The following is a 19,880-nucleotide window of genomic DNA, read 5'->3' as shown; positions in this document are numbered from 1 at the left end:
GTGCGTTCTTCTCGTTCCTGCCCCTTGGGGGCGTTTCCTCTGGGCGCGAGTCTTACGGTGGCCCGGAAGCGCGTGAAGTGCCACAATTGCGATTTCAGATGTCGAATAATCAGAATTCCGGTGCGCCATGGACCTGAAGCGGTGGCAGTATTTCAACGCGGTTGCGCGCGTCGGCAGCCTCGCCAAGGCGGCCCAGCTGCTGGAGATCGCCCCCTCCGCCTTGAGCCGCCAGATCGCCATCCTGGAGGAGGAGTGCGGCGGCATGCTGTTCCACCGCACCGGGCGCGGCGTGGTGCTGACGCGGCTCGGCGAGATGGTGGAGCCGAAGGCGCGCGCGCTGCTCGACCAGGCCGAGCGCCTCGCCATGGAGGCGCGGGAATCCGCCAACGTGCCCACCGGCATCGTCAAGCTCGGGGTGCTGCATTCGGTGGGCCGGCCGCTGGTGAGCGAGCTGTTCGAGCACCTGCGCCAGAGCGCCCCCGGCGTGCACCTGCACGTGATCGAGGCCTTCTCCGGCCTGATGGACGAATATCGCAATGTCGGCCGCATCGACCTGACCGTGCTCAACCGCTACAAGCGCGCGGATATCCGCGAGGAGCAGCTCGGGCGCTTCGACATGCACCTGGTGGGGCCGGCGGGCGATCCGGTGACAGCCGCGCGGACCATCGATTTCAAGAGCCTCGACGGCCTGCCCTTCGTGCTGCCGGGCCTGCCGAGCGAGCTGCGCATCCGCCTCGACCAGCACGCGCGCCGGCTCGGCATCACGCTCGACATCAAGATCGAGGTGGAGACCATCGTCACCATGAAGGACGTGTGCGCGCGGAGCCGGCTCTACACCATCCTACCCACCTACGCGGTGGCGGAGGAGGTGAGCCGGGGCGAATTGTCCGTGAGCCGCATCGTGCGCCCGGAAATCCGGCGCCTGCTGTGCCTCGGCGTGACCTCGGTGCGGCCCATGAGCCTCGCCATGAAGGAGGTGACCAGGGCGCTGCGGGAGATCAGCCGCCGCCTGATGGCCGACGGCACCTGGCCCACCTCCATCGACCAGGCGCATTAGGGCGGTCCAGCCCGGGCGGCGGTGGAGACGCCGAGGCCGGACTTGCCGCCGCCCGCGTCGCATTCAAGTCGAGGCGCCCGCGCTACCGATTCTTGTATTTTATCTCATCATGAACTTGCGGCTGCACGACTTCAGCCTGCTGGGCGGGCGATGGCTTTTTGATGCCGAGACCAAAGATGAAAGTACCCGAATTGGGATATGGATCGCGCGGCTCAAGCACTCCATAATACCAGACCGGACGCGACCGCCCCTCACCCGGGCGGTGTACCATCGTTCAAGCAATTGAAAAATTTTAAAGATTCTCAAATTGCGAGAGGACAATCGCGGCGGTATCTGCTATCAACGCCACGCTTGCGCAAGCGAGCGCAAGAGCGCCGGGCGGCCTGCAACCAGCGGCGAATGAAGAGGAGGCAGCTTATGCATTTTACCCCCAGAGAAATCGATAAGCTTCTGATCTACATGCTCGCCCAGGTTGCCCAGAAGCGGAAGGACCAGGGCCTGAAGCTCAACCACCCGGAGACGGTCTCCCTGATCTCCGTCGCCGCGCTCGACGGCGCGCGCGCCGGCAAGACCGTCGAGGAGGTGATGGAGCTGGCCGGCAAGGCCATCACCCGCGCCGACGTGATGGAGGGGGTCGCGGAGATGATCCCCTATGTGCAGGTGGAGGCCGTGTTCACCGACGGCAGCCGCCTCGTCACCGTCCACGATCCGATCAAATAGCCAAGCCCGAGGGCAGAACCATGAGCAATGACCAGACGAAGACCCCGGTCGGCGGCCTCGTGCTCGGCGCGGGCGACATCGAGATCAACGCCGGCTATCCGACCACGACGCTGAAGGTCCGCAACACCGGCGACCGCCCGATCCAGGTCGGCTCCCACTTCCATTTCTTCGAGGTGAACGCCGCGCTCGAATTCGACCGCGAGCAGGCGTTCGGCAAGCGCCTCAACATCCCCGCCACCACGGCGCTGCGCTTCGAGCCCGGCGACGAGAAGGAGGTCGTCCTCGTGCCCTACCAGGGCAAGCAGCGGGTGCTGGGCTTCAACGGCCTCGTCAACGGCTGGGTCGGCGACGAGAACTACGACGACTATCGCCCGCGCCTGACGGACGCCCTGGAGCGCGCCAAGCGCTACGGGTTCAAGAGCAAGTCGTGACGCGCCGCAACACCACGGGAATGGAGCTCTGAGATGGCCAAGATCTCGAGGCAGCAATATTCGGACCTCTACGGCCCCACCACGGGCGACAAGATCCGCCTCGCGGACTCCGGTCTCTACATCGAGATCGAGAAGGACCTTCGGGTCTATGGCGAGGAGGCGGTCTACGGCGGCGGCAAGACGCTGCGCGACGGCATGGGCTACGACAACGAGCTCACCAGCGCCGCCGGCGCGCCCGATCTCGTCATCACCAACGTCACCATCCTCGACGCCCGCCAGGGCGTCATCAAGGCCGACGTGGGCATCAAGAACGGGCTGATCTGCGCCATCGGCAAGGCCGGCAACCCGTCGACCATGTCGGGCGTCACCCCCGGCCTCGCCCTCGGCCCGGGCACCGACGCCATCTCCGGCGAACACCTGATCCTCACCGCCGGCGGCATCGACGCGCACGTCCACTTCATCTCGCCCCAGCAGGCCGAGGCGGCGCTCTCCAACGGCGTCACCACGCTGTTCGGCGGCGGCATCGGCCCGACCGACGGCACCAACGGCACCACCATCACGCCCGGCACGTGGAACATCGAGATGATGCTCCGCTCGTTCGATGCGTGGCCGGTGAATGCGGGCGTGCTCGGCAAGGGCAACGGCTCCGCCGCGCTGCCGCTGGAGGAGCAGATCCGCGCCGGTGCCATGGGCCTCAAGATCCACGAGGACTGGGGCTCGACCCCGGCGGCGATCCGCGCCGCGCTGACGGTGGCGGACAATTACGACATCCAGGTCTGCATCCACACCGACACCCTGAACGAGGCCGGCTTCGTCGAGAACACGATCGCCGCCTTCGAGGGCCGCACCATCCACACCTACCACACGGAAGGCGCCGGCGGCGGCCACGCCCCGGACATCATCCGCGTGGCGGGCCTGTCGAACGTCATCCCCTCGTCGACCAATCCGACCCTGCCCTACGGGATCAACTCCCAGGCCGAATTGTTCGACATGACGATGATCTGTCACAATCTCAGCCCGAAGATTCCGACCGACGTGGCGTTCGCCGAGAGCCGCGTGCGCGCCGAGACCATCGCCGCCGAGAACGTGCTGCACGACCTCGGGGCGATCTCGATCCTCTCCAGCGACAGCCAGGCCATGGGGCGCGTGGGCGAGAACTGGGCGCGCACCATCCAGACCGCCGACCTGATGAAGCAGCGCATGGGCGCCTATGCGGGCGACACCTCGGGCAACGACAACGAGCGTGTCCTGCGCTTCGTCGCCAAGGTCACGATCAACCCGGCGATCGCCCAGGGCGTGTCCCACGTCATCGGCTCGGTGGAGGTGGGCAAGATGGCCGACCTCGTGCTGTGGGAGCCGGCCTTCTTCGGCGCCAAGCCGAAGATGGTCATCAAGGGCGGCATGATCTCCTGGTCGCTCATGGGCGATCCGAACGCCTCGCTGCCGACGCCCCAGCCGGTGATCTACCGGCCGATGTTCGGCGCCATGGGCTCGGCGCTGCCCAAGACCCGGGTGACCTTCACCTCCCACGCCGCCCACGAGGACGGCATCGTCGACCGCTACCAGCTCAAGTCGCAGGTGGTGCCGGTCTACGGCACGCGCACGATCACGAAGAGCTCCATGGTGCGCAACACCGCCATGCCGGCGATCGAGGTCAATCCGGAGACGTTCGCGGTGACGGTCGACGGCAAGCACGCCACGATCGAGCCGGCCACGCGCATCCCGCTCAGCCAGCTTCACTTCTTCAGCTGAGCCTCGCACAAGTCCGCGGAGGGGCCCCGCCCCTCCGCATCAGTCCGGGCGGCACCAGGCGATGGAAACAATCGACATCCTGTGGATCGGCCTGGGAGGCGGCGTCGGGTCGCTGCTGCGCTGGCAGGTCGGCCGCCTCGTCGACCGGCGCATCGCCGCGCCCTTCAAGGCCGGAACCTTCCTCATCAATGTCTCCGGCGCGTTCGTGCTCGCCTACATCTCGGCCTCCCTGGCGATCGGCTGGGAGCACCGCTACGGCGACGTGATCTCGTCGCTGGTGCTCACCGGCCTCCTCGGCGGCTACACCACCTTCAGCACCATGCAGCTCGACGCGGTCGAGATGGCGGCGGCGCGGCGTCACGCGCTCTCCGTGTTCTATCTCGCCGCCTCCGTCGGCGCCGGCCTCCTGGCCGCCGCGGCCGGAGTCGCGCTGGCGCGGGCGTAGGGAGGCATCCATGGGGCCGCCGGCAGTCCTGGTGTTCGTGGGCGGCGGGCTCGGGGCGATCTCCCGCGAGCTGTTCATGCTGCTGTTCCAGCGCGACAGCGCGGCGTTTCCGGTCGACATCTTCGCCGCCAACATGCTGGCCTCGTTCCTGCTCGGCCTGATCTTCGGCCTTCACGCGGCGCGGCGCGTGTCGGATCATGCGGTGCTGCTGATCTCGACCGGCTTCTGCGGCGGCATGTCCACGTTTTCGAGCTTCATCTTCGGCGCCTATTCGGAGATGCGGGCGCCCGGCCATCTGGGCCTTTCGCTGCTCTATATCCTCTCAAGTCTTGTTGTCGGCTACGGCGTCACCTGGCTCGGCCTTCAGGCTGCGGCGCGCCTGCGCCGCACGTGAAGACGGGTCCCTCGGAGGTACTCATGATTCTGGTCGAGACCACGCTCGGAAACCTGCGCGATCCGCAATGGCAGGAGCGCGCGCGCGGCGCCGCGGTCGATCTTCTGGTTCTGGAGCAGTGGGAGGCGCCCAAGAACCGCCTGCGCAAGGCGAGCGAGGGCGGCATCGAGCTCGCCATCTCGCTGCCGCGCTCCGAGCACCTGCACGACGGCGACGTGCTGCACTACGACGCCGCGGCGAAGGTCATCGTCGCCGCGCGCATCGCGCTGAAGGACGTGCTGGTGATCGAGCTGGAGGGCATCGAGAAGCTCTCGCCCACCGAGATCCTGCGCACCTGCTTCGAGCTGGGCCACGGCCTCGGCAACCAGCACTGGCCGGCGGTGATCAAGGGGTCCACCGTCTACGTCCCGCTCTCGGTGGACCAGAAGGTGATGGCGTCGGTGATGCGCACCCACGCCTTCGAGCACGTGAAGACCCGCTTCGCGCCCGGCGAGGAGATCGCCGCCAAGCTCGACGCGCGCGAGGTGCGCCTGCTGTTCGCGGGCGCCGACGCGACGCCGCACCATCATCACGGCGCCCATGCGCATGGGGAGGCGCAGGCCCACGGCCACGCCCACAGCCATGCGCATGCCCACAGCCATTCGCACGAGCATGCCCACGAGCACGCCGACGGGCACTCCCACGGGCACACCCACGCCCATTCCCATGATCACCACCATGATCATGACCACGACCACGACCATCACCACCATGACCACGACCATCCGCATTCCCACGCTCACGGCCGGCCATCGGTGAAGTGATGGCGACCTCGGGCACATCGGCGCGCGGCACATCCTCCGGCATGGTGCATCTGGCGCGCCTGCTGCAATTCTCGGATTCGACCCTGCCGATCGGCTCGTTCGCGTTCTCGAACGGCCTCGAGTCGGCCCTGCAGACCGGTGTCGTCCGCGATCCCGACAGCCTTTTGAGCTATGTGGAGATGATCCTGCGCCAGACGGCGCGGATGGATGGCATCGCCCTCCTCCACGCCCACCGCGCCGCGCTCGCCGGCGACGACGCCGCCATCGTCGAGGTCGACCGCGAGCTGTTCTGCCGGCGCGTGGGCGAGGAGCAGCAGATAATGCTCACCCGCACCGGCAAGAAGTTCGCCGAGCTGGTGCTGAAGATCATGCCCTCCCCCGGCCTCTCGCGCTGGCTCGACGCCATCAAGGCGGAGGCGACCCCCGGCTGCCTGCCGGTCGGCCAGGCGCTGGCGCTGGCGCACATGGGGGTCGACGAGGTGGAGGCGTTCGTCATGCACCAGTACGGCATCGCCTCCATGATCCTGAGCGCGGCGCTGCGGCTGATGCGGATCGACCATCTCGACACCCAGCGCATCCTGTTCACCGCGCAGGGCCGCGTCGAGGACGACTATCTGGCGGTGCGCGACCTCGCGCTCGACGAGATGGCGTCCTTCGCCCCCGTCTTCGACGTGCTCGTGGCGCACCACACCACCACCCATGTCCGCCTGTTCATGAACTGAGCGCGGCATCGGCAAAGGAAGCGGCCTATGAAGAAGATCACCCGCATCGGCATCGGCGGCCCGGTCGGCTCCGGCAAGACGGCGGTCATCGAGACCATCACCCCGCGCCTCATCGACCTCGGCATCAAGCCGCTCATCATCACCAACGACGTGGTCACCACCGAGGACGCCAAGCAGGTGCGCCGCACGCTCAAGGGCGTGCTGGTGGAGGAGAAGATCGTCGGCGTCGAGACCGGCGCCTGCCCGCACACCGCGGTGCGCGAGGACCCCTCCATGAACATCGCCGCGGTGGAGGAGCTGGAGGAGAAGTATCCCGACAGCGACGTGATCCTGATCGAATCCGGCGGCGACAACCTGACGCTCACCTTCAGCCCGGCGCTGGCCGACTTCTACATCTACGTGATCGACGTCGCCGCCGGCGACAAGATCCCGCGCAAGAACGGCGCAGGCGTGTGCCAGTCCGACATCCTGGTCATCAACAAGAAGGACCTTGCGCCCTATGTCGGCGCGAGCCTGGAGGTGATGGACCGCGACTCGAAGCTGATGCGCGGCAAGAAGCCCTTCATCTTCACCAACTGCAAGACCGGCGAGGGGATCGACGAACTGATTCGCCTGATCCTCGACATGGCCCTGTTCGACGTGAAGGTCACGCCTCCCGCCAAGGCGGATGCCTGACGCCATGGCGCTCCACGAGCAGCTCGGCCGCCTGGACGCGGCGCGCGAACTGACCGGCTTCAAGAGCGAGCCGGCGCAGATGCGCGCCGCCGCGCCGGGCAAGGTGGGCGAGCTGCGCCTCGGCTTCTCGCTGCGCGACGGGCGCTCGGTGCTCGCCGACCTCTACCGCGTGACGCCGCTCCTGGTGCAGCGGGCGCTCTACTGGGACGAGGCGATGCCGGAGCTGCCGATCTGCTCCATCATCTCCATCGGCGGCGGCATCCTCCAGGGCGACCGCTACAAGATCGACATCCATGTGGGGGCCGGGGCCTGCGCCCATGTCACCTCGCAGAGCGCCAACCGCGTCCATCAGATGGACGCCAACTACGCCTCGCAGCACCAGACGGTGACGCTGGAGGCCGGCGCCTATCTCGAATACCTGCCCGATTTCACCATCCCCTACCGCGGCTCGCGCTTCATCAACCAGACCGACATCGTCATCGCCGAGGACGCGACGCTGCTCTATGGCGAGATGATGCTGGCCGGGCGCAAGCACCACCATGCGGAGGAACGGTTCGGCCTCGATCTGCTGTCGGTCGCCGTGGCGGTGCGCCGGCCGGACGGCCGCAAGCTCTTCGCCGAGAAGATCCTGATCGAGAAGGGCGATCCGACCGTCGACATGCCGGCGGTGATGCGGGGCTACGACGCCTTCGCCAACATCATGTGCCTGGCGCCACCGGACGTCGCCGCGCGCGTCAAGGAGCGGTTCGAGACCAATTTTCCGCCCGATGCGCCGCGCGCGATCTCGGGCGTCAGCCGCCTGCCCAACGGGGCGGGCCTCATGCTGCGCGCGGTGGGCGTCGAGACCTACGACGTGCGCGGCGAGGTGCGCCGGTTCTGGCGCATCGTCCGCGAGGAGGCGCGCGGACGCACCCTTCCGGAAGAATTCCTGTGGCGATGATCTAGGGGGCGAGCATGTCCGAGCCGAGAGCCAACTTTGCGATCCAGGCGTTGCGCGGCACCAGCCAAGTCTTCTTCATGGAGAACGCGCTGACCGGCGCTGTGTTCTTCGTCGCCATGGCCTATGCGTCCTACGTCTCCGGCGTCTGGGCGACCACCATCGGCGCGGCCGTCGGCGTGGTGGTGGCGACCCTCACCGCCCGCCTGATGGAGTGCGACGACGAGTCGGTCTCGTCCGGCCTCTACGGCTTCAACGGCGTCCTGGTGGGGGCGGCGCTGCCCACCTTCATCGCGGCCTCGCCGCAGCTGTGGGTCTATGTGGTGGTGGGCGCGGCGGCGAGCACCGTCGTCACGGCCGCCTTCAGCGCGACGCTGACCGCCAGATGGAGCATCCCCGGCTCCACCGGGCCGTTCGTGCTCACCGGCTGGCTGATGGTCGCGGGCGCCTATTCCTTCGGCGGGCTGCAGGTGACGGGGGACACGCCGAAGCTGCCCACCGACTACGTGCAGGGCATCGTCGCCATTCCCGCGCCCATGGAGCTGGTGGAGATATTCTTCCGCAACATCGGCCAGGTGTATCTCCTCGGCAGCTGGATCAGCGGCGCCATCATCCTCGCCGGCATCCTGATCGCCTCGGTCCCGGCGGGCATCGCCGCCATCTGCGGATCGCTGGTGGCGATGGTCGTCGCCATCGCCATGGGCGCCGATCCCGCCGCGGTGACCCAGGGCCTCTACGGCTTCAGCCCGGTGCTGACGGCCATGGCGGTGGGCGTGATCTTCCTCAATCCCAAGCCGAAGGTCATCATCTATGCTCTGCTGGCGACGGTGGTGACGGTGTTCGTCCAGGGTGCGCTCGACGTCATGGTGGCGCCCACGGGCATTCCGTCCTTCACTGCCCCCTACGTGCTGACCATGTATCTTTTCATCGCTCCCAAGAAGCTCCTGGCTCCGCATCCGCACAAGCCCGTGGCCGGCCACATGGTCCACGACGACGGCACGGCGGGAACGGGCGAGGCGCCGGCGCATCCCGCCGCGCATTGAGACCAAGCCGCGGCGGAGCGGGCGCGTCCTGCTCCGTCCGGCCCCCCTGTCACACGCGTATCTGCGCCGCCGCGAGGCGGCCCTCAGGAAGGACACGCCAATGCAAAGCATCAATGCCGGCAATACAGCCTTCATCCTCCTGTGCACCGCGCTGGTGTGCATGATGACCCCGGCGCTCGCGCTGTTCTACGGCGGCCTCGTCAAGCAGCGCGACATGCTGTCGATCATGATCCAGAACTTCGTCTGCATGGGCGTGGTGGGCCTGATCTGGGTGTTCGGCGGCTTCAGCCTCGCCTTCGGCCCCGACATCGGCGGCGTCATCGGCAACATCGTGCCCTATTTCGGCATGTATCACGTCGGCGTCGCGCCCAACCCGGCCATGGGGCCGACCATCCCCTTCATCATGGTGTTCGCCTATCAGATGATGTTCGCCATCATCACCCCGGCGCTGATGACGGGCGCCTTCGTGGGACGCTTCCGCTTCGGCGCCTACCTCGCCTTCATCGCCTTGTGGACCATCCTGGTCTACCTGCCGGCGGCGCACTGGATCTGGGGCGGCGGCTTCCTCGCCAAGATGGGCGTCGTCGACTTCGCCGGCGGCATCGTCATCCACACCGCGGCGGGCTTCTCGGCGCTGGTGACGGCGGCCTATCTCGGCAAGCGCAAGCTCGCGCCGGGCGAGAGCGAATCCGAGCCCGCGAGCCTGCCGCTGGTGGCGCTGGGCGCCGGCCTGCTGTGGTTCGGCTGGTTCGGCTTCAACGCCGGCGGCGCCTATGCGGCCGACGCGCTCGCCGCCTACGCCTTCACCAACACCATGCTCGCCGGCTCCATCGCCATGCTGGTGTGGATGTTCTGGGAATGGCGCGAGAAGGGCCGGCCGTCCTTCTCCGGCGTCCTGGTCGGCGCGGTGGCCGGCCTTGCCACCATCACCCCGGCCTCGGGCTATGTGGAGCCCATGGCGGCGCTCGCCATCGGCGCCATCGGCGCCACCGTCTGCTTCCATGCCAAGCATGTGCAGAGCTGGCTGAAGATCGACGACTCGCTGGAGGTCTGGCGCGCCCACGGCGTCGGCGGAATGACCGGCGCCCTCTTGATCGGCGTGCTGGCGAGCGCGCACATCAACCAGGTGTCGGCCGGCATGCACCAGCTCGGCGTCCAGGCGCTCGCGGTCGCCATCGTCGCGGCCTATGCCAGCCTCATCACCTTCATCCTGCTCAAGATCCTCGACGGCATGGGCGTGCTGCGGGTGCCGGACACGCTCCAGGAGAAGGGCCTCGACACGACCATGTATGGCGAGCAGGCCTTCAACTTCTGGAACATGGATCGCGGCGGCAAGGCCTGATCCCTCCCCGGCTGCGCCCGCGCGGCCGAGACCTGATCCCCCGGCCGCGCCCGCGCTGCCGGGGGGCCGACCGTGCGGGAGCGGCATGCATCCGGGGCCATCGGGGTGCATGCCGCTTACGCGTTCCCCTTCCCTCTCCCGCCACGGCGCCCATGGACCTGACCCTCACGATCTTCGTCCTCGTCTATGTCGCCATGGGGGTCGGCCACCTGCCGGGCTTCCGGCTCGACCGGACCGGCGCCGCGCTGGTGGGGGCGATGCTGCTCATCGCCCTCGGCATCATCACGCCGGCCGCCGCGTGGCAGTCGATCGACTACAACGCCCTCGGCCTGCTGGCCGGCCTCATGATCATCTCGGCCGCCTTCTCGGTCTCCGGCTTCTATGACTGGGCAGCGCGGGCGGTGGGCGCCGCCAAGGTCGGCCCGCAGGCGCTGCTCGCCATCGTCATCGCCGTCTCCGCCAGCCTGTCGGCGCTGCTGACCAACGACGTGGTGGTGGTGGCGATGACGCCGATCTTCTGCCAGATCTGCCTGGCGCGGCGGCTCAACCCGGTGCCCTTCCTGCTGGCCTTCTGCTTCGCCGCCAACGTGGGCTCCTCGGCCACCCTCATCGGCAGCCCGCAGAACATGATCGCCGCCGAGACGCTGCACCTTTCCTTCCTCGGCTTCATGAAGCTCGCGGCGCTGCCGTCGCTCATCGGCCTGCCGGTGATCTGGCTGGTGCTGGTGCTCTTCTACAGGGGCCGCTGGGACCTCCCCGGAGCCGGCGCCGCACGTGTCGCCCCGCCGCAGCCGCTCGACGTGGGCGAGACCGCCAAGGCCTTCGTCGTGACCGCGGCCGTGATCGTCGGCTTCGTGGCGACCGACTGGCCGCACATGCTGATCGCGCTCTTGGGCGCCAGCATCCTTCTGGTCAGCCGGCGCGTGGAATCGCAAAAGCTCATCGGCCTGGTGGACGGCGACCTGCTGGTGATGCTGATCGGCCTGTTCATCGTCAATGCGGCGGTCGCCGCCACCGGGCTGCCGCAGGAGCTGATCGCATGGCTGCGCTCGGTCGGCTTCAACCTGCACGACCCCATGTCCATGCTCATCATCATGTCGGTGGTGTCCAACATCGTCGGCAACAACCCCGCCGTGATGCTGGCCGCCCCCTTCCTCACCGGCGCCGCGCAGCCGGAGGCCCTCGGCGCGGCGATCGCGCTCGGCACCGGCTTCTCGTCCAACGCGGTGATCTTCGGCAGCCTCGCCGGCATCATCGTCGCCGAGCAGGGCAGGAAGAACGGCATCACCATCGGCTTCGCCGAGTTCGCCAGGGCGGGCGTGCCCACCTCTCTGCTGTGCCTCCTGCTGGCGGCCGGATGGATCCTGTACCTGCAATGAGACGCGGCCGGGCTCACCGCCGCGAACGCGCGCCTTCGGCGGCGCGGGACGGCGCGCCGGCCTCGTACCAGTCCTTCGAGCGGTTCACGATCCACACCACGGACAGCATCACCGGCACCTCGATCAGAACCCCCACCACGGTGGCGAGCGCGGCGCCGGAGCTGAAGCCGAACAAGGCGATGGCGGCCGCCACCGCCAGCTCGAAGAAGTTCGAGGCGCCGATGAGGGCCGAGGGGCCGGCGACGCAATGCGCCTCCCCCGCCATGCGGTTCAGGACGTAGGCGAGGCCGGCGTTGAAATAGACCTGGATCAGGATCGGCACCGCCAGCAGCGCGATGACGAGGGGCTGGGCGATGATCGCCTCTCCCTGAAAGCCGAACAGCAGCACCAGGGTCGCCAGCAGCGCGCCGAGGGAGAGCGGGCCGAGGCGGGCGAGAAGCGCGTCCAGGGCCCCCTGCCCGCCCCGGGCCAGCAGCCGGCGGCGCAGCGCCTGCGCGGCGATCACCGGGATGACGATGTAGAGCACCACCGAGAGCACGAGGGTGCTCCACGGCACGGTGATGGCGGAAAGGCCGAGCAGCAGCGCGACGATGGGGGCGAACGCCACCACCATGATGGCATCGTTGAGCGCCACCTGGGACAGGGTGAAGTGCGGCTCGCCCTTGGTCAGGTTCGACCACACGAACACCATGGCGGTGCACGGCGCCGCGGCGAGGATGATGAGGCCGGCGATGTAGCTGTCGATCTGGTCCGCCGGCAGCAGCGGGCGGAACAGCCAGCCGATGAACAGCCAGCCCAGGAGGGCCATGGAGAACGGCTTCACCGCCCAGTTGACGAACAGCGTCACGCCGATGCCGCGCCAGTGCCGGCTGACCTCCCGGAGCGCCGCGAAATCGATCTTCAGCAGCATCGGCACGATCATCAGCCAGATCAGGACGGCGACCGGCAGGTTCACCTGCGCGATCTCCACGGCGCCGATGGCGTGGAACGCCGCCGACATCAGATGGCCGAGGGCCACACCGACGACGATGCACAAGCCGACCCAGACGGTGAGATACCGCTCGAACAGGGACATGAACGCGCTCCGATGGTTCAGCCGGTGATCCGGCGGCCGGCCTCGTCCACCACGCGCGCGCCGTCCTCCTTCGCGAAGGCGCCCTGCTGCGGCGGCAGAAGGTCGAGCACCAGCTCGGACGGGCGGCACAGGCGCACGCCCAAGGGCGACACGACGATGGGCCGGTTGATGAGGATGGGATGGGCCATCATCGCGTCGAGCAGCGCGTCGTCGGAGAGCGCCGGATCGCCGAGGCCGAGCTCCGCATAGGGCGTGCCCTTCTCGCGCAGCACGTCGCGCGCCCTGAGGCCCGCGCGGACGAGGAGATCGGCCAGAAGGGCGCGGGCTGGCGGCGTCTTCAGATATTCCACGACGTGCGGCTCGACGCCGGCGTTGCGGATCATGGCGAGCGTGTTGCGCGAGGTGCCGCAGTCGGGGTTGTGATAGATGACGACGTCCATGGCCGGCTCACGCCACGTCCGGCCGGGGCGCGGTGGCGCCGTCGAGGCGGCCGATCTCCCGCAGCTTCGTGCCAAGGGCGAGACGGTCCAGCTTGGCGATGGGAAGGGCCGCGAACACCGAGATGCGGTTCTTGAGATAGCGGAAGGCGGCGTTGAAGGCCGCCTCCTTCGCGATGTCGCTGCCCTCCACCGCCGCCGGGTCCTCGATGCCCCAGTGGGCGGTCATCGGCTGGCCGGGCCATACCGGGCAGGCCTCGCCCGCCGCGCTGTCGCAGACGGTGAAGACGAAATCCATCACCGGCGCGCCGGCCGCGGCGAACTCCTGCCAGCTCTTCGAGCGGAAGCCCTCGTGCGGATAGCCGAACCCCTTCAGCGTCTTCAGCGCGAAGGGGTTCACCGCGCCCTTGGGCGCGCTGCCGGCGGAGAAGGCGCGGAACCGGCCCGCGCCCTCCTGCGCCAGGATGCCTTCGGCGAGGATGGAGCGGGCGGAGTTTCCGGTGCACAGGAACAGCACGTTGTAGACGTGGGCGGCGGGGATATCAGGCATCGGCGTCCTCGGGCTCGCAGGTGCAGGACAGGGCGGCGACGACCGGCGCGCAGACCTCCGGATGGCCGTTGCAGCAGTCGCGCATCAGGAAGGAGACCAGACCGGACAGCGTCGGATAGACGGCGCTGTAGATGATGGACCGCCCCTCCCGCCGCGACCGCACCAGGCCGGCCTGCTCGAGCTGGGCGAGATGAAAGGACATGCGCGACGAGGAGGCGCCGCCCAGCGCTTCGCCGATGGCGCCGGCGGGCATGCCGCCGGGCCCCGCGCGCACCAGCAGCCGCACGACCTGCAGCCGGGTTTCCTGGGACAGGGCCGCGAAGGCGGCGAGGGCTTCGGTCTCGGTCACTGACATCTCAATATTTCATCATCTATTGAGATGAATGGCACATCCCGCCCCGGTTGGCAATGGCGCCGCCGTTTGGTCCCGGACCGGAAACCCGCCCCGGGGATGCCAGGAAACGCGGGACCGAACGGCGGCCGGGCACCCGGAAACAGGCGCGGGCGCGAGCGGGCCGGCGACCGCTCAGGTGCTGCCGCGGGCCAGCAATTGGAAGCCCACGTCCACCATCTTCGCCTCCACCTCCTGGCCCTGCATGCGCCGCAGCAGCAGGCGGGCCGCCTCCATGCCGATGGTGCGGCTTGCGATGGCGATGGTGGTGAGGCCGGGCACCAGATGGGCGGCGATGTCGTAATTGCCGAAGCCGGTGATGGCGAGGTCCTGCGGCACGCGGATGCCCAGCGCCGCGCACTTCAGCAAGGCGCCGGAGGCGAGCACGTCGCTGGCGAACACCACGGCATCGGTCTCGGGATGGGCGGCGCGGACGCGGTCCAGAAGCTCGACGCCGGCCTCCATCACCATCGGGCCGCTGGCCATGGTCACCACGCGCGGCTCCGCGCCGGGGAAATGCCGCCCATGGGCGTCCAGGAAGCCCTTGAGGCGCTCCTTGGCGCGGTGGTCGCCAGGCTTGATCATGCCGGCGAAGGTGAGCCGGCGATAGCCGCGCGCCACCAGATGGTCGACCACCGCCATCATCGCCGCCGGGTTCGAGAACCCCACCAGCAGGTCGATGGGGCGCGGCGTCCAGCTCCAGCTCTCCACCACCGGGACGCCGGCGCGCTTGAGGATCTCGGCGGCCTCCTGGGTGTGGCGCGTGCCGATGATGAAGAAGCCGTCCGGCCGCCGTCCGGCCAGCGAGCGCACCAGCGCCTCCTCGCGCGCCGAGGTGTAGTCGGTATGGCCGAGGAACACCTGGTAGCCCTCGGGCAGCAGCACGTCGGTGAGGCCCTGGATGGTCTCGGCGAAGATCGAGGTGGAGATGGTGGGGATGATCGCCGCCACCGTCATGGACCGGTTTGAGGCGAGGTGGCTCGCCGCGTAGTTCTGCACGTAGCGCGTCTCGCGCACCGCCGTCTCGATGCGCTCCAGCGTCTCCGGGCCGACGCTGCGCGGGTCGCGCAGGGCGCGCGAGACGGTCTGGGTGGAGACCCCCGCCGCCCGCGCCACGTCCGCCATGGTGACGGCGCGGGTGGCGGACCTGCGCCGGGAAACCGCTTTCGGCGCCGGCCCTCGCCCGTTCTCTGACACGTCCGCCAAACCCTTTCCCCGGCACCCGAATCCAGCGCGGAAGCGGCGCGTGCGACGCAACCGCGGCGGGGGCGATGTTAGCGATCGCGTTATCGCTAATCCAGAGGCGGCGAGGACGGAGATGGCGGCAGGAATCCTCCGTAAGCATCCCTCACCCGAATCCCCGCTTCGCCTGTGCGCACCTATGGCGGCCCCCTTGCCGTGGTGGTCCCCTCTCCCCGTGGGGGAGAGGGTAGGGTGAGGGGGAAGGCGCGCCGACCTCTGACGCCGCGATTTCCCGCCGCTGACGGCCCCCTCACCCCGATTCTCTCCCCGCCGGGTGGAGAGAGCTGGCGTGCCTTCCCTTCAAACGGCCCCACGCCCCGCCGTCGCCTCTTGCGCTCGGCTTCGCCTGCATGTTATCGCTCACGTTAGCGGTCACTCTGCATCAACGCAGGAGCCCGGCGACGCCGGGAAGAGCCGCAGCCGGCGGGCGTTGCCCCGCGCACGGGAGAGGAAGCGGCCATGACGGCCACGCGACAGCTCGAAGGCAAGATCGCCTGGATCACCGGCGGCGGCAGCGGCATCGGCGCGGCCACCGCCCGCGCGCTCGCCGAGGCCGGCGCGCATGCCGTCGTCTCCGGCCGCCGCGCGGCGGAGCTCGACCGTGTCGCCGCCGACATCCGCGCCCAGGGCGGCCAAGCCGACACCCTCCCCCTCGACGTCGCCGATGCCGGGGCCGTGGCCGACGCGGGCGCGCAGATCGCCGCCACCCACGGCGCCGTCGACATCCTGGTGGCGAGCGCCGGCATCAACGTGCCCAACCGCGCCTTCGCCGAGCTGGACACCGCGTCCTGGGACCGGATCGTCGCCGTGAACCTCAGCGGCGTCATGTACGCCGTCTCGGCGGTCCTGCCGGGCATGCGCACGGCCGGCGACGGGCTCGTCGTCATCGTCTCGTCCTGGGTCGGGCGCCACGCGGTGAAGCTGGGCGGGCCGGCCTACAACGCCACCAAGCACGGCCTCGTCGCGCTCGGCCACTCGCTCAACATGGAGGAGTGCGCCAACGGCATCCGCGCCTGCGTGGTGATGCCGGGGGAGGTGGCGACCGACATCCTGGCGAAGCGCGCCGCCCCGCCCCCGCCGGAAGAGCTGGCGCGGCTGCTCGATCCTTCGGACGTGGCGCGGATGATCCGCGCGGTGTGCGAGATGCCGGCGCGCGCCTGCGTCAACGAGATCCTCATCAGCCCCGCCTGGAACCGCAACTTCATCGCCCCCGGCGAGGCCGCGCCGCGCCCTGCGCGCGCCGCCACCTGAGGCGCCCTTCTTACGAGAGCAGCGTCCGCCGCGGCGGACCCAAGGATGACGAGGCATGGACAGCAAGCGTAACGTTCTTTCCGGGTACCGCGTGCTCGACTGCTCGATCGCCATGGCCGGCCCGTTCGCCGCCCAAAGGCTCGGCGACCTCGGCGCCGACGTGGTGAAGGTCGAGCCGGTGACCGGCGAGTGGCAGCGCCACGTGGCCGCCGGCGGGGCGGGCGGCAACCGCATCAACGTCTCGTTCCTCTCGCTCAACCGCAACAAGCGCTCGCTGGCGGTGGACCTGAAGTCGCCCGAGGGCAAGGCGGTGCTGCTCGACCTGGTGAAGAGCGCCGACGTGTTCCTCCAGAACTACCGGCCCGGCGTCGCCAAGCGGCTCGGCGTCGACTACGAGACGCTGTCGGCGATCAACCCGAAGCTCGTCTACTGCTCCATCTCCGGCTATGGCGAGAGCGGCCCCTACACCCAGCGCCCGGGCCAGGACCTGCTGCTGCAGGGCATGTCGGGGGCCATGCTCTCCGCCGGCCGCGCCGGCGAGCCGCCGACCCCGGCGGGGCAGTACCTGGTGGACGCCGTCACCGCCTACACCGCCTTCGAGGGCGTGCTCGCCGCCCTGCTCCACCGCGAGCGCACCGGCGAGGGGCAGCTGGTGCAGGTCAACATGCTCGACGCCATCACCACGCTGCAGATGCAGGAGCTTTCCGTGTTCACGGTGGCCGGCAAGCCGCAGGTGCGCTCGGCCGAGCCGCACGCCCACGTCTATATCCGTGCGCCTTACGGCGTGTTCGCGACCTCGGACGGCTTCATCGTCCTCGCCTTCCCCTCGCTGAAGCTGCTCGGCGAGCTGATCGGCGAGCCCTCCTTCCTCGCCATGAACGACGAGGTGGACAGCTGGACGAAGCGCGACGACATCTTCGCCAGGACCCGCGCCAGGCTCACCGGCAAGACCACGGCCGAGTGGCTGGACATCTTCCGCGCCGCCGACATCTGGGCCGGCCCGGTCTATGGCTACGAGGACCTCGTGAACGACCCGCAGGTGGCCCACAACGGCACCTTCGTCACCTACGACCACCCGACCGAGGGCCGGGTGACGACGCCGGGCTTCCCGATCAGGTTCTCCAAGACCCCCTCGCAGGTGGACCGCGGCGCCCCGCTCGCCGGCGAGCACTCGCGCCAGGTGCTGGCGGAGGCGGGCTATGGGGAAGCCGACATCGCCCGCCTCATCGCCTCCGGCGCTGTGGCGCAGGGCTGAGGGCGCCATGCACTATCGCGGCCTCACCTGGGACCATCCGCGCGGCTACAACGCGCTCGCCGCCGCCGCGGCGCGGCTCGATCCCGCGGGCGGCTTCTCCCTCGCCTGGGACAAGCAGCCGCTGGAGGGGTTCGAGGCCCATCCCATCGACGATCTGTGCGCCCGCTACGACTTGGTGGTGCTCGATCATCCCCATGTGGGCGAGGCGGTGGCCAAGGGCTGCCTGGTGCCGCTGGAGGACCTGTTCTCGCCCGAGGAGATCGCGGCGCTCGCGCGCGAGAGCATCGGCCCCAGCCTGTCGAGCTACCGCTTCGCCGGCGCCCACTGGGCGCTGCCGCTCGACGCGGCGACGCAGGTGATGGCGCGCCGCGCCGACCTCCTGGACGGTCCTCCCCCTGCCACCTGGGACGAGGTCGCCGCGCGCGCCGAGCACGCGCCGGTGGCGCTGTCGCTCGCCGGCCCGCACGCCTGCCTCACCTTCCTGTCCATCGCCGCCGCCTTCGGCGAGCCGCCCGCCGTGGCGGACCCGGACCTTCTGGTCTCGGACGCGGTCGGCGCGCAGGTGCTCGACCTCATGGCGCGCCTCGCCGCCCGCGCGCCGGCTTCGGTGCGCGAGAAGAACCCCATCGGCATCCTGGCCCACATGGCGGCGCAGGACGACGTGGCGCTGTGCCCGCTGATCTACGGCTATGTGAACTACGCCGCGCCAAGCGATGCCGCCGCCAGGCCCATCGCCTTCTCCGACGCGCCGCGCGCGACGCCGCGCGGGCGGCCGGGCTCGACGCTGGGCGGCACCGGCATCGGCATCTCGCGCCGGTGCGACGTGACCCCGGCGCTGCTCGACCATCTGCGCTGGCTGCTGGGCGCGCAGGCGCAGGTGGGCTTCATCCCGGCCCATGACGGCCAGCCCAGCCGGCGCGCCGCCTGGCACGACGCGGGCGTCAACGCCCGCTGGGGCGGCTTCTACGCCGCCACCGCGCAGACGCTGGAAGCGGCCTATGTGCGCCCGCGCCACGACGGCTACATCGCCTTCCAGGCCGATGCCTCGCGCCTCATCCGCGACGGCCTCGCCGACCGCCGTCCCCACCGCGACATCCTGGGCGACCTCGGCGCGCGCTATGCCCGCAGCCGCGTCCCCGGCACCGAACGATAAGCGCAGCACCATGACCGACGAAGTCACCTTCTCCATCGACGGCCACGTCGCCACCCTCACCCTCAACCGGCCGCAGAAGCTCAATTCCGTGACCCCGGAGATGGCGAGCGCGCTGGTGGCGGCGGTGGCGCGGATCAACGACGACAACGCCATCCGCTGCGTGGTGCTGACCGGCGCCGGGCCGAAGGCGTTCTGCTGCGGCTCCGACATCCGCGAGCTGGACCGCTACGACACGGCCTGGAACTTCCGCAACCGCGAGGACTATTGCGACGCCATCCGGCGGCTGCGCAAGCCGTCCATCGCCGCGGTGAACGGCTACGCTTTCGGCGGCGGCCTCGAGACCGCCATGAGCTGCGACGTGCGCATCTGCTCGGACAACGCCCAGTTCGCGGCGCCCGAGATCAAGCTCGGCTGGATCGGCGGCGGCGGCGTCGCCGCCTTCCTCTCCCACGCCATCGGCGCCTCCAACGCGGCGCTGATGATCCTCACCGGCGATCCCATCGACGCGCAGAAGGCGCTCGCCTGGGGGCTGGTCAGCGAGGTGACGGCGCCGGACGCGCTCGTCGCCCGCGCCCAGGAGCTGGCGGCGGTGATCGCCAGCCGCGCGCCGATCGCGGCGGAGACGGCGAAGCTCAACCTCGCCGCCGCCCACGCCCTGCCGGTCGAGCAGGCCATCGCCTATGAGCGGGACCTGCAGACCATCTGCTTCGCCACGCAGGACGCCGCCGAAGGCCGCGCCGCCTTCAAGGAGAAGCGCCCGCCGGTGTTCCGGCGCAAGTAGGGCCGACCGAATGAGAACAAGAACGACACGCGGAGGAAACATCCG

General features: G+C 69.4%; 21 protein-coding genes and 1 pseudogene. 17 read left to right on the top strand and 5 right to left on the bottom strand.

Annotated elements, in window-relative coordinates; genetic code table 11:
* Positions 1-127 precede the first annotated feature (127 nt).
* The 13 genes and pseudogenes from V5F67_RS07755 (at position 128) to V5F67_RS07695 (ending at position 11,700) form a co-directional block, all read left to right on the top strand.
* Positions 128-1,057 carry a LysR family transcriptional regulator gene (locus V5F67_RS07755; RefSeq protein WP_394022019.1) on the top strand — a complete coding sequence of 310 codons (930 nt, stop codon included), beginning with the start codon at positions 128-130 and terminating at the stop codon, positions 1,055-1,057.
* 417 nt (positions 1,058-1,474) lie between these two features.
* On the top strand, positions 1,475-1,777 hold the full coding sequence (locus V5F67_RS07750) for an urease subunit gamma (RefSeq protein ID WP_394022020.1): 303 nt from the start codon (positions 1,475-1,477) through the stop codon (positions 1,775-1,777).
* Between the two features lie 20 nt (positions 1,778-1,797).
* Complete coding sequence (locus V5F67_RS07745) at positions 1,798-2,208, top strand: urease subunit beta (RefSeq protein ID WP_394022021.1); 411 nt, start codon at positions 1,798-1,800, stop codon at positions 2,206-2,208.
* 33 nt (positions 2,209-2,241) lie between these two features.
* Complete coding sequence (locus V5F67_RS07740; RefSeq protein WP_394022022.1) at positions 2,242-3,960, top strand: urease subunit alpha; 1,719 nt, start codon at positions 2,242-2,244, stop codon at positions 3,958-3,960.
* A 61-nt stretch (positions 3,961-4,021) separates the two neighbouring features.
* Entirely contained in the window at positions 4,022-4,405 is a 384-nt protein-coding gene (locus tag V5F67_RS07735; protein ID WP_394022023.1) for a fluoride efflux transporter FluC, read from the top strand.
* Between the two features lie 10 nt (positions 4,406-4,415).
* Complete coding sequence (gene crcB, locus V5F67_RS07730) at positions 4,416-4,799, top strand: fluoride efflux transporter CrcB (RefSeq protein WP_394022024.1); 384 nt, start codon at positions 4,416-4,418, stop codon at positions 4,797-4,799.
* A gap of 23 nt (positions 4,800-4,822) precedes the next feature.
* A pseudogene (locus V5F67_RS07725) lies at positions 4,823-5,464 on the top strand (urease accessory protein UreE); the annotation flags it as partial.
* A 179-nt stretch (positions 5,465-5,643) separates the two neighbouring features.
* On the top strand, positions 5,644-6,324 hold the full coding sequence (locus tag V5F67_RS07720; protein ID WP_394022048.1) for an urease accessory protein UreF: 681 nt from the start codon (positions 5,644-5,646) through the stop codon (positions 6,322-6,324).
* A 27-nt stretch (positions 6,325-6,351) separates the two neighbouring features.
* Complete coding sequence (gene ureG / locus V5F67_RS07715) at positions 6,352-6,999, top strand: urease accessory protein UreG (protein ID WP_394022025.1); 648 nt, start codon at positions 6,352-6,354, stop codon at positions 6,997-6,999.
* Between the two features lie 4 nt (positions 7,000-7,003).
* Complete coding sequence (locus V5F67_RS07710; RefSeq protein ID WP_394022026.1) at positions 7,004-7,939, top strand: urease accessory protein UreD; 936 nt, start codon at positions 7,004-7,006, stop codon at positions 7,937-7,939.
* Between the two features lie 14 nt (positions 7,940-7,953).
* Positions 7,954-8,979: an urea transporter gene (gene yut, locus V5F67_RS07705; RefSeq protein WP_394022027.1), complete on the top strand. Its 1,026-nt coding sequence runs from the start codon at positions 7,954-7,956 to the stop codon at positions 8,977-8,979.
* A 100-nt stretch (positions 8,980-9,079) separates the two neighbouring features.
* Positions 9,080-10,321, top strand: coding sequence for an ammonium transporter (locus V5F67_RS07700; protein WP_394022028.1), 1,242 nt, complete (start codon positions 9,080-9,082; stop codon positions 10,319-10,321).
* A gap of 152 nt (positions 10,322-10,473) precedes the next feature.
* The gene (locus V5F67_RS07695; protein ID WP_394022029.1) at positions 10,474-11,700 is read left to right on the top strand and encodes an ArsB/NhaD family transporter; all 1,227 of its coding nucleotides are present in this window, start codon (positions 10,474-10,476) and stop codon (positions 11,698-11,700) included.
* A 13-nt stretch (positions 11,701-11,713) separates the two neighbouring features.
* On the opposite strand, the gene arsB is transcribed toward V5F67_RS07695, so the two are convergent.
* From arsB to V5F67_RS07670, 5 genes are all read right to left on the bottom strand, one after another.
* Positions 11,714-12,775 (bottom strand): ACR3 family arsenite efflux transporter, encoded by a 1,062-nt coding sequence (gene arsB, locus V5F67_RS07690; RefSeq protein ID WP_394022030.1) that lies wholly within the window; start codon positions 12,773-12,775, stop codon positions 11,714-11,716.
* Positions 12,776-12,792: 17 nt separating this feature from the next.
* The gene (gene arsC, locus V5F67_RS07685; RefSeq protein WP_394022031.1) at positions 12,793-13,215 is read right to left on the bottom strand and encodes an arsenate reductase (glutaredoxin); all 423 of its coding nucleotides are present in this window, start codon (positions 13,213-13,215) and stop codon (positions 12,793-12,795) included.
* 7 nt (positions 13,216-13,222) lie between these two features.
* Positions 13,223-13,762, bottom strand: a complete 540-nt coding sequence (locus V5F67_RS07680; RefSeq protein WP_394022032.1) for an arsenate reductase ArsC — start codon at positions 13,760-13,762, stop codon at positions 13,223-13,225.
* Positions 13,755-14,111, bottom strand: a complete 357-nt coding sequence (locus tag V5F67_RS07675; protein WP_394022033.1) for an ArsR/SmtB family transcription factor — start codon at positions 14,109-14,111, stop codon at positions 13,755-13,757. Before V5F67_RS07675 ends, V5F67_RS07680 begins: the two co-directional genes overlap by 8 nt.
* A 177-nt stretch (positions 14,112-14,288) precedes the next feature.
* Positions 14,289-15,350, bottom strand: coding sequence for a LacI family DNA-binding transcriptional regulator (locus V5F67_RS07670; protein ID WP_394022049.1), 1,062 nt, complete (start codon positions 15,348-15,350; stop codon positions 14,289-14,291).
* Positions 15,351-15,854: 504 nt separating this feature from the next.
* Here V5F67_RS07670 and V5F67_RS07665 point away from each other — a divergent pair.
* The 4 genes from V5F67_RS07665 to V5F67_RS07650 are packed head-to-tail and all read left to right on the top strand — an operon-like array spanning position 15,855 to position 19,835.
* The gene (locus tag V5F67_RS07665) at positions 15,855-16,646 is read left to right on the top strand and encodes an SDR family oxidoreductase (protein WP_394022034.1); all 792 of its coding nucleotides are present in this window, start codon (positions 15,855-15,857) and stop codon (positions 16,644-16,646) included.
* 55 nt (positions 16,647-16,701) lie between these two features.
* The gene (locus V5F67_RS07660; RefSeq protein WP_394022035.1) at positions 16,702-17,901 is read left to right on the top strand and encodes a CaiB/BaiF CoA transferase family protein; all 1,200 of its coding nucleotides are present in this window, start codon (positions 16,702-16,704) and stop codon (positions 17,899-17,901) included.
* A 7-nt stretch (positions 17,902-17,908) separates the two neighbouring features.
* Entirely contained in the window at positions 17,909-19,054 is a 1,146-nt protein-coding gene (locus tag V5F67_RS07655) for an extracellular solute-binding protein (RefSeq protein WP_394022036.1), read from the top strand.
* Positions 19,055-19,064: 10 nt separating this feature from the next.
* Complete coding sequence (locus tag V5F67_RS07650; protein WP_394022037.1) at positions 19,065-19,835, top strand: enoyl-CoA hydratase/isomerase family protein; 771 nt, start codon at positions 19,065-19,067, stop codon at positions 19,833-19,835.
* Positions 19,836-19,880: the final 45 nt, after the last annotated feature.

The sequence above is a fragment of the Xanthobacter pseudotagetidis genome (assembly GCF_043194795.2).
Lineage (GTDB): Bacteria > Pseudomonadota > Alphaproteobacteria > Rhizobiales > Xanthobacteraceae > Xanthobacter > Xanthobacter tagetidis_A.
The sequence above is the reverse complement of the archived record's forward strand: the minus strand, read 5'-3'. Positions and strand labels throughout refer to the sequence as shown.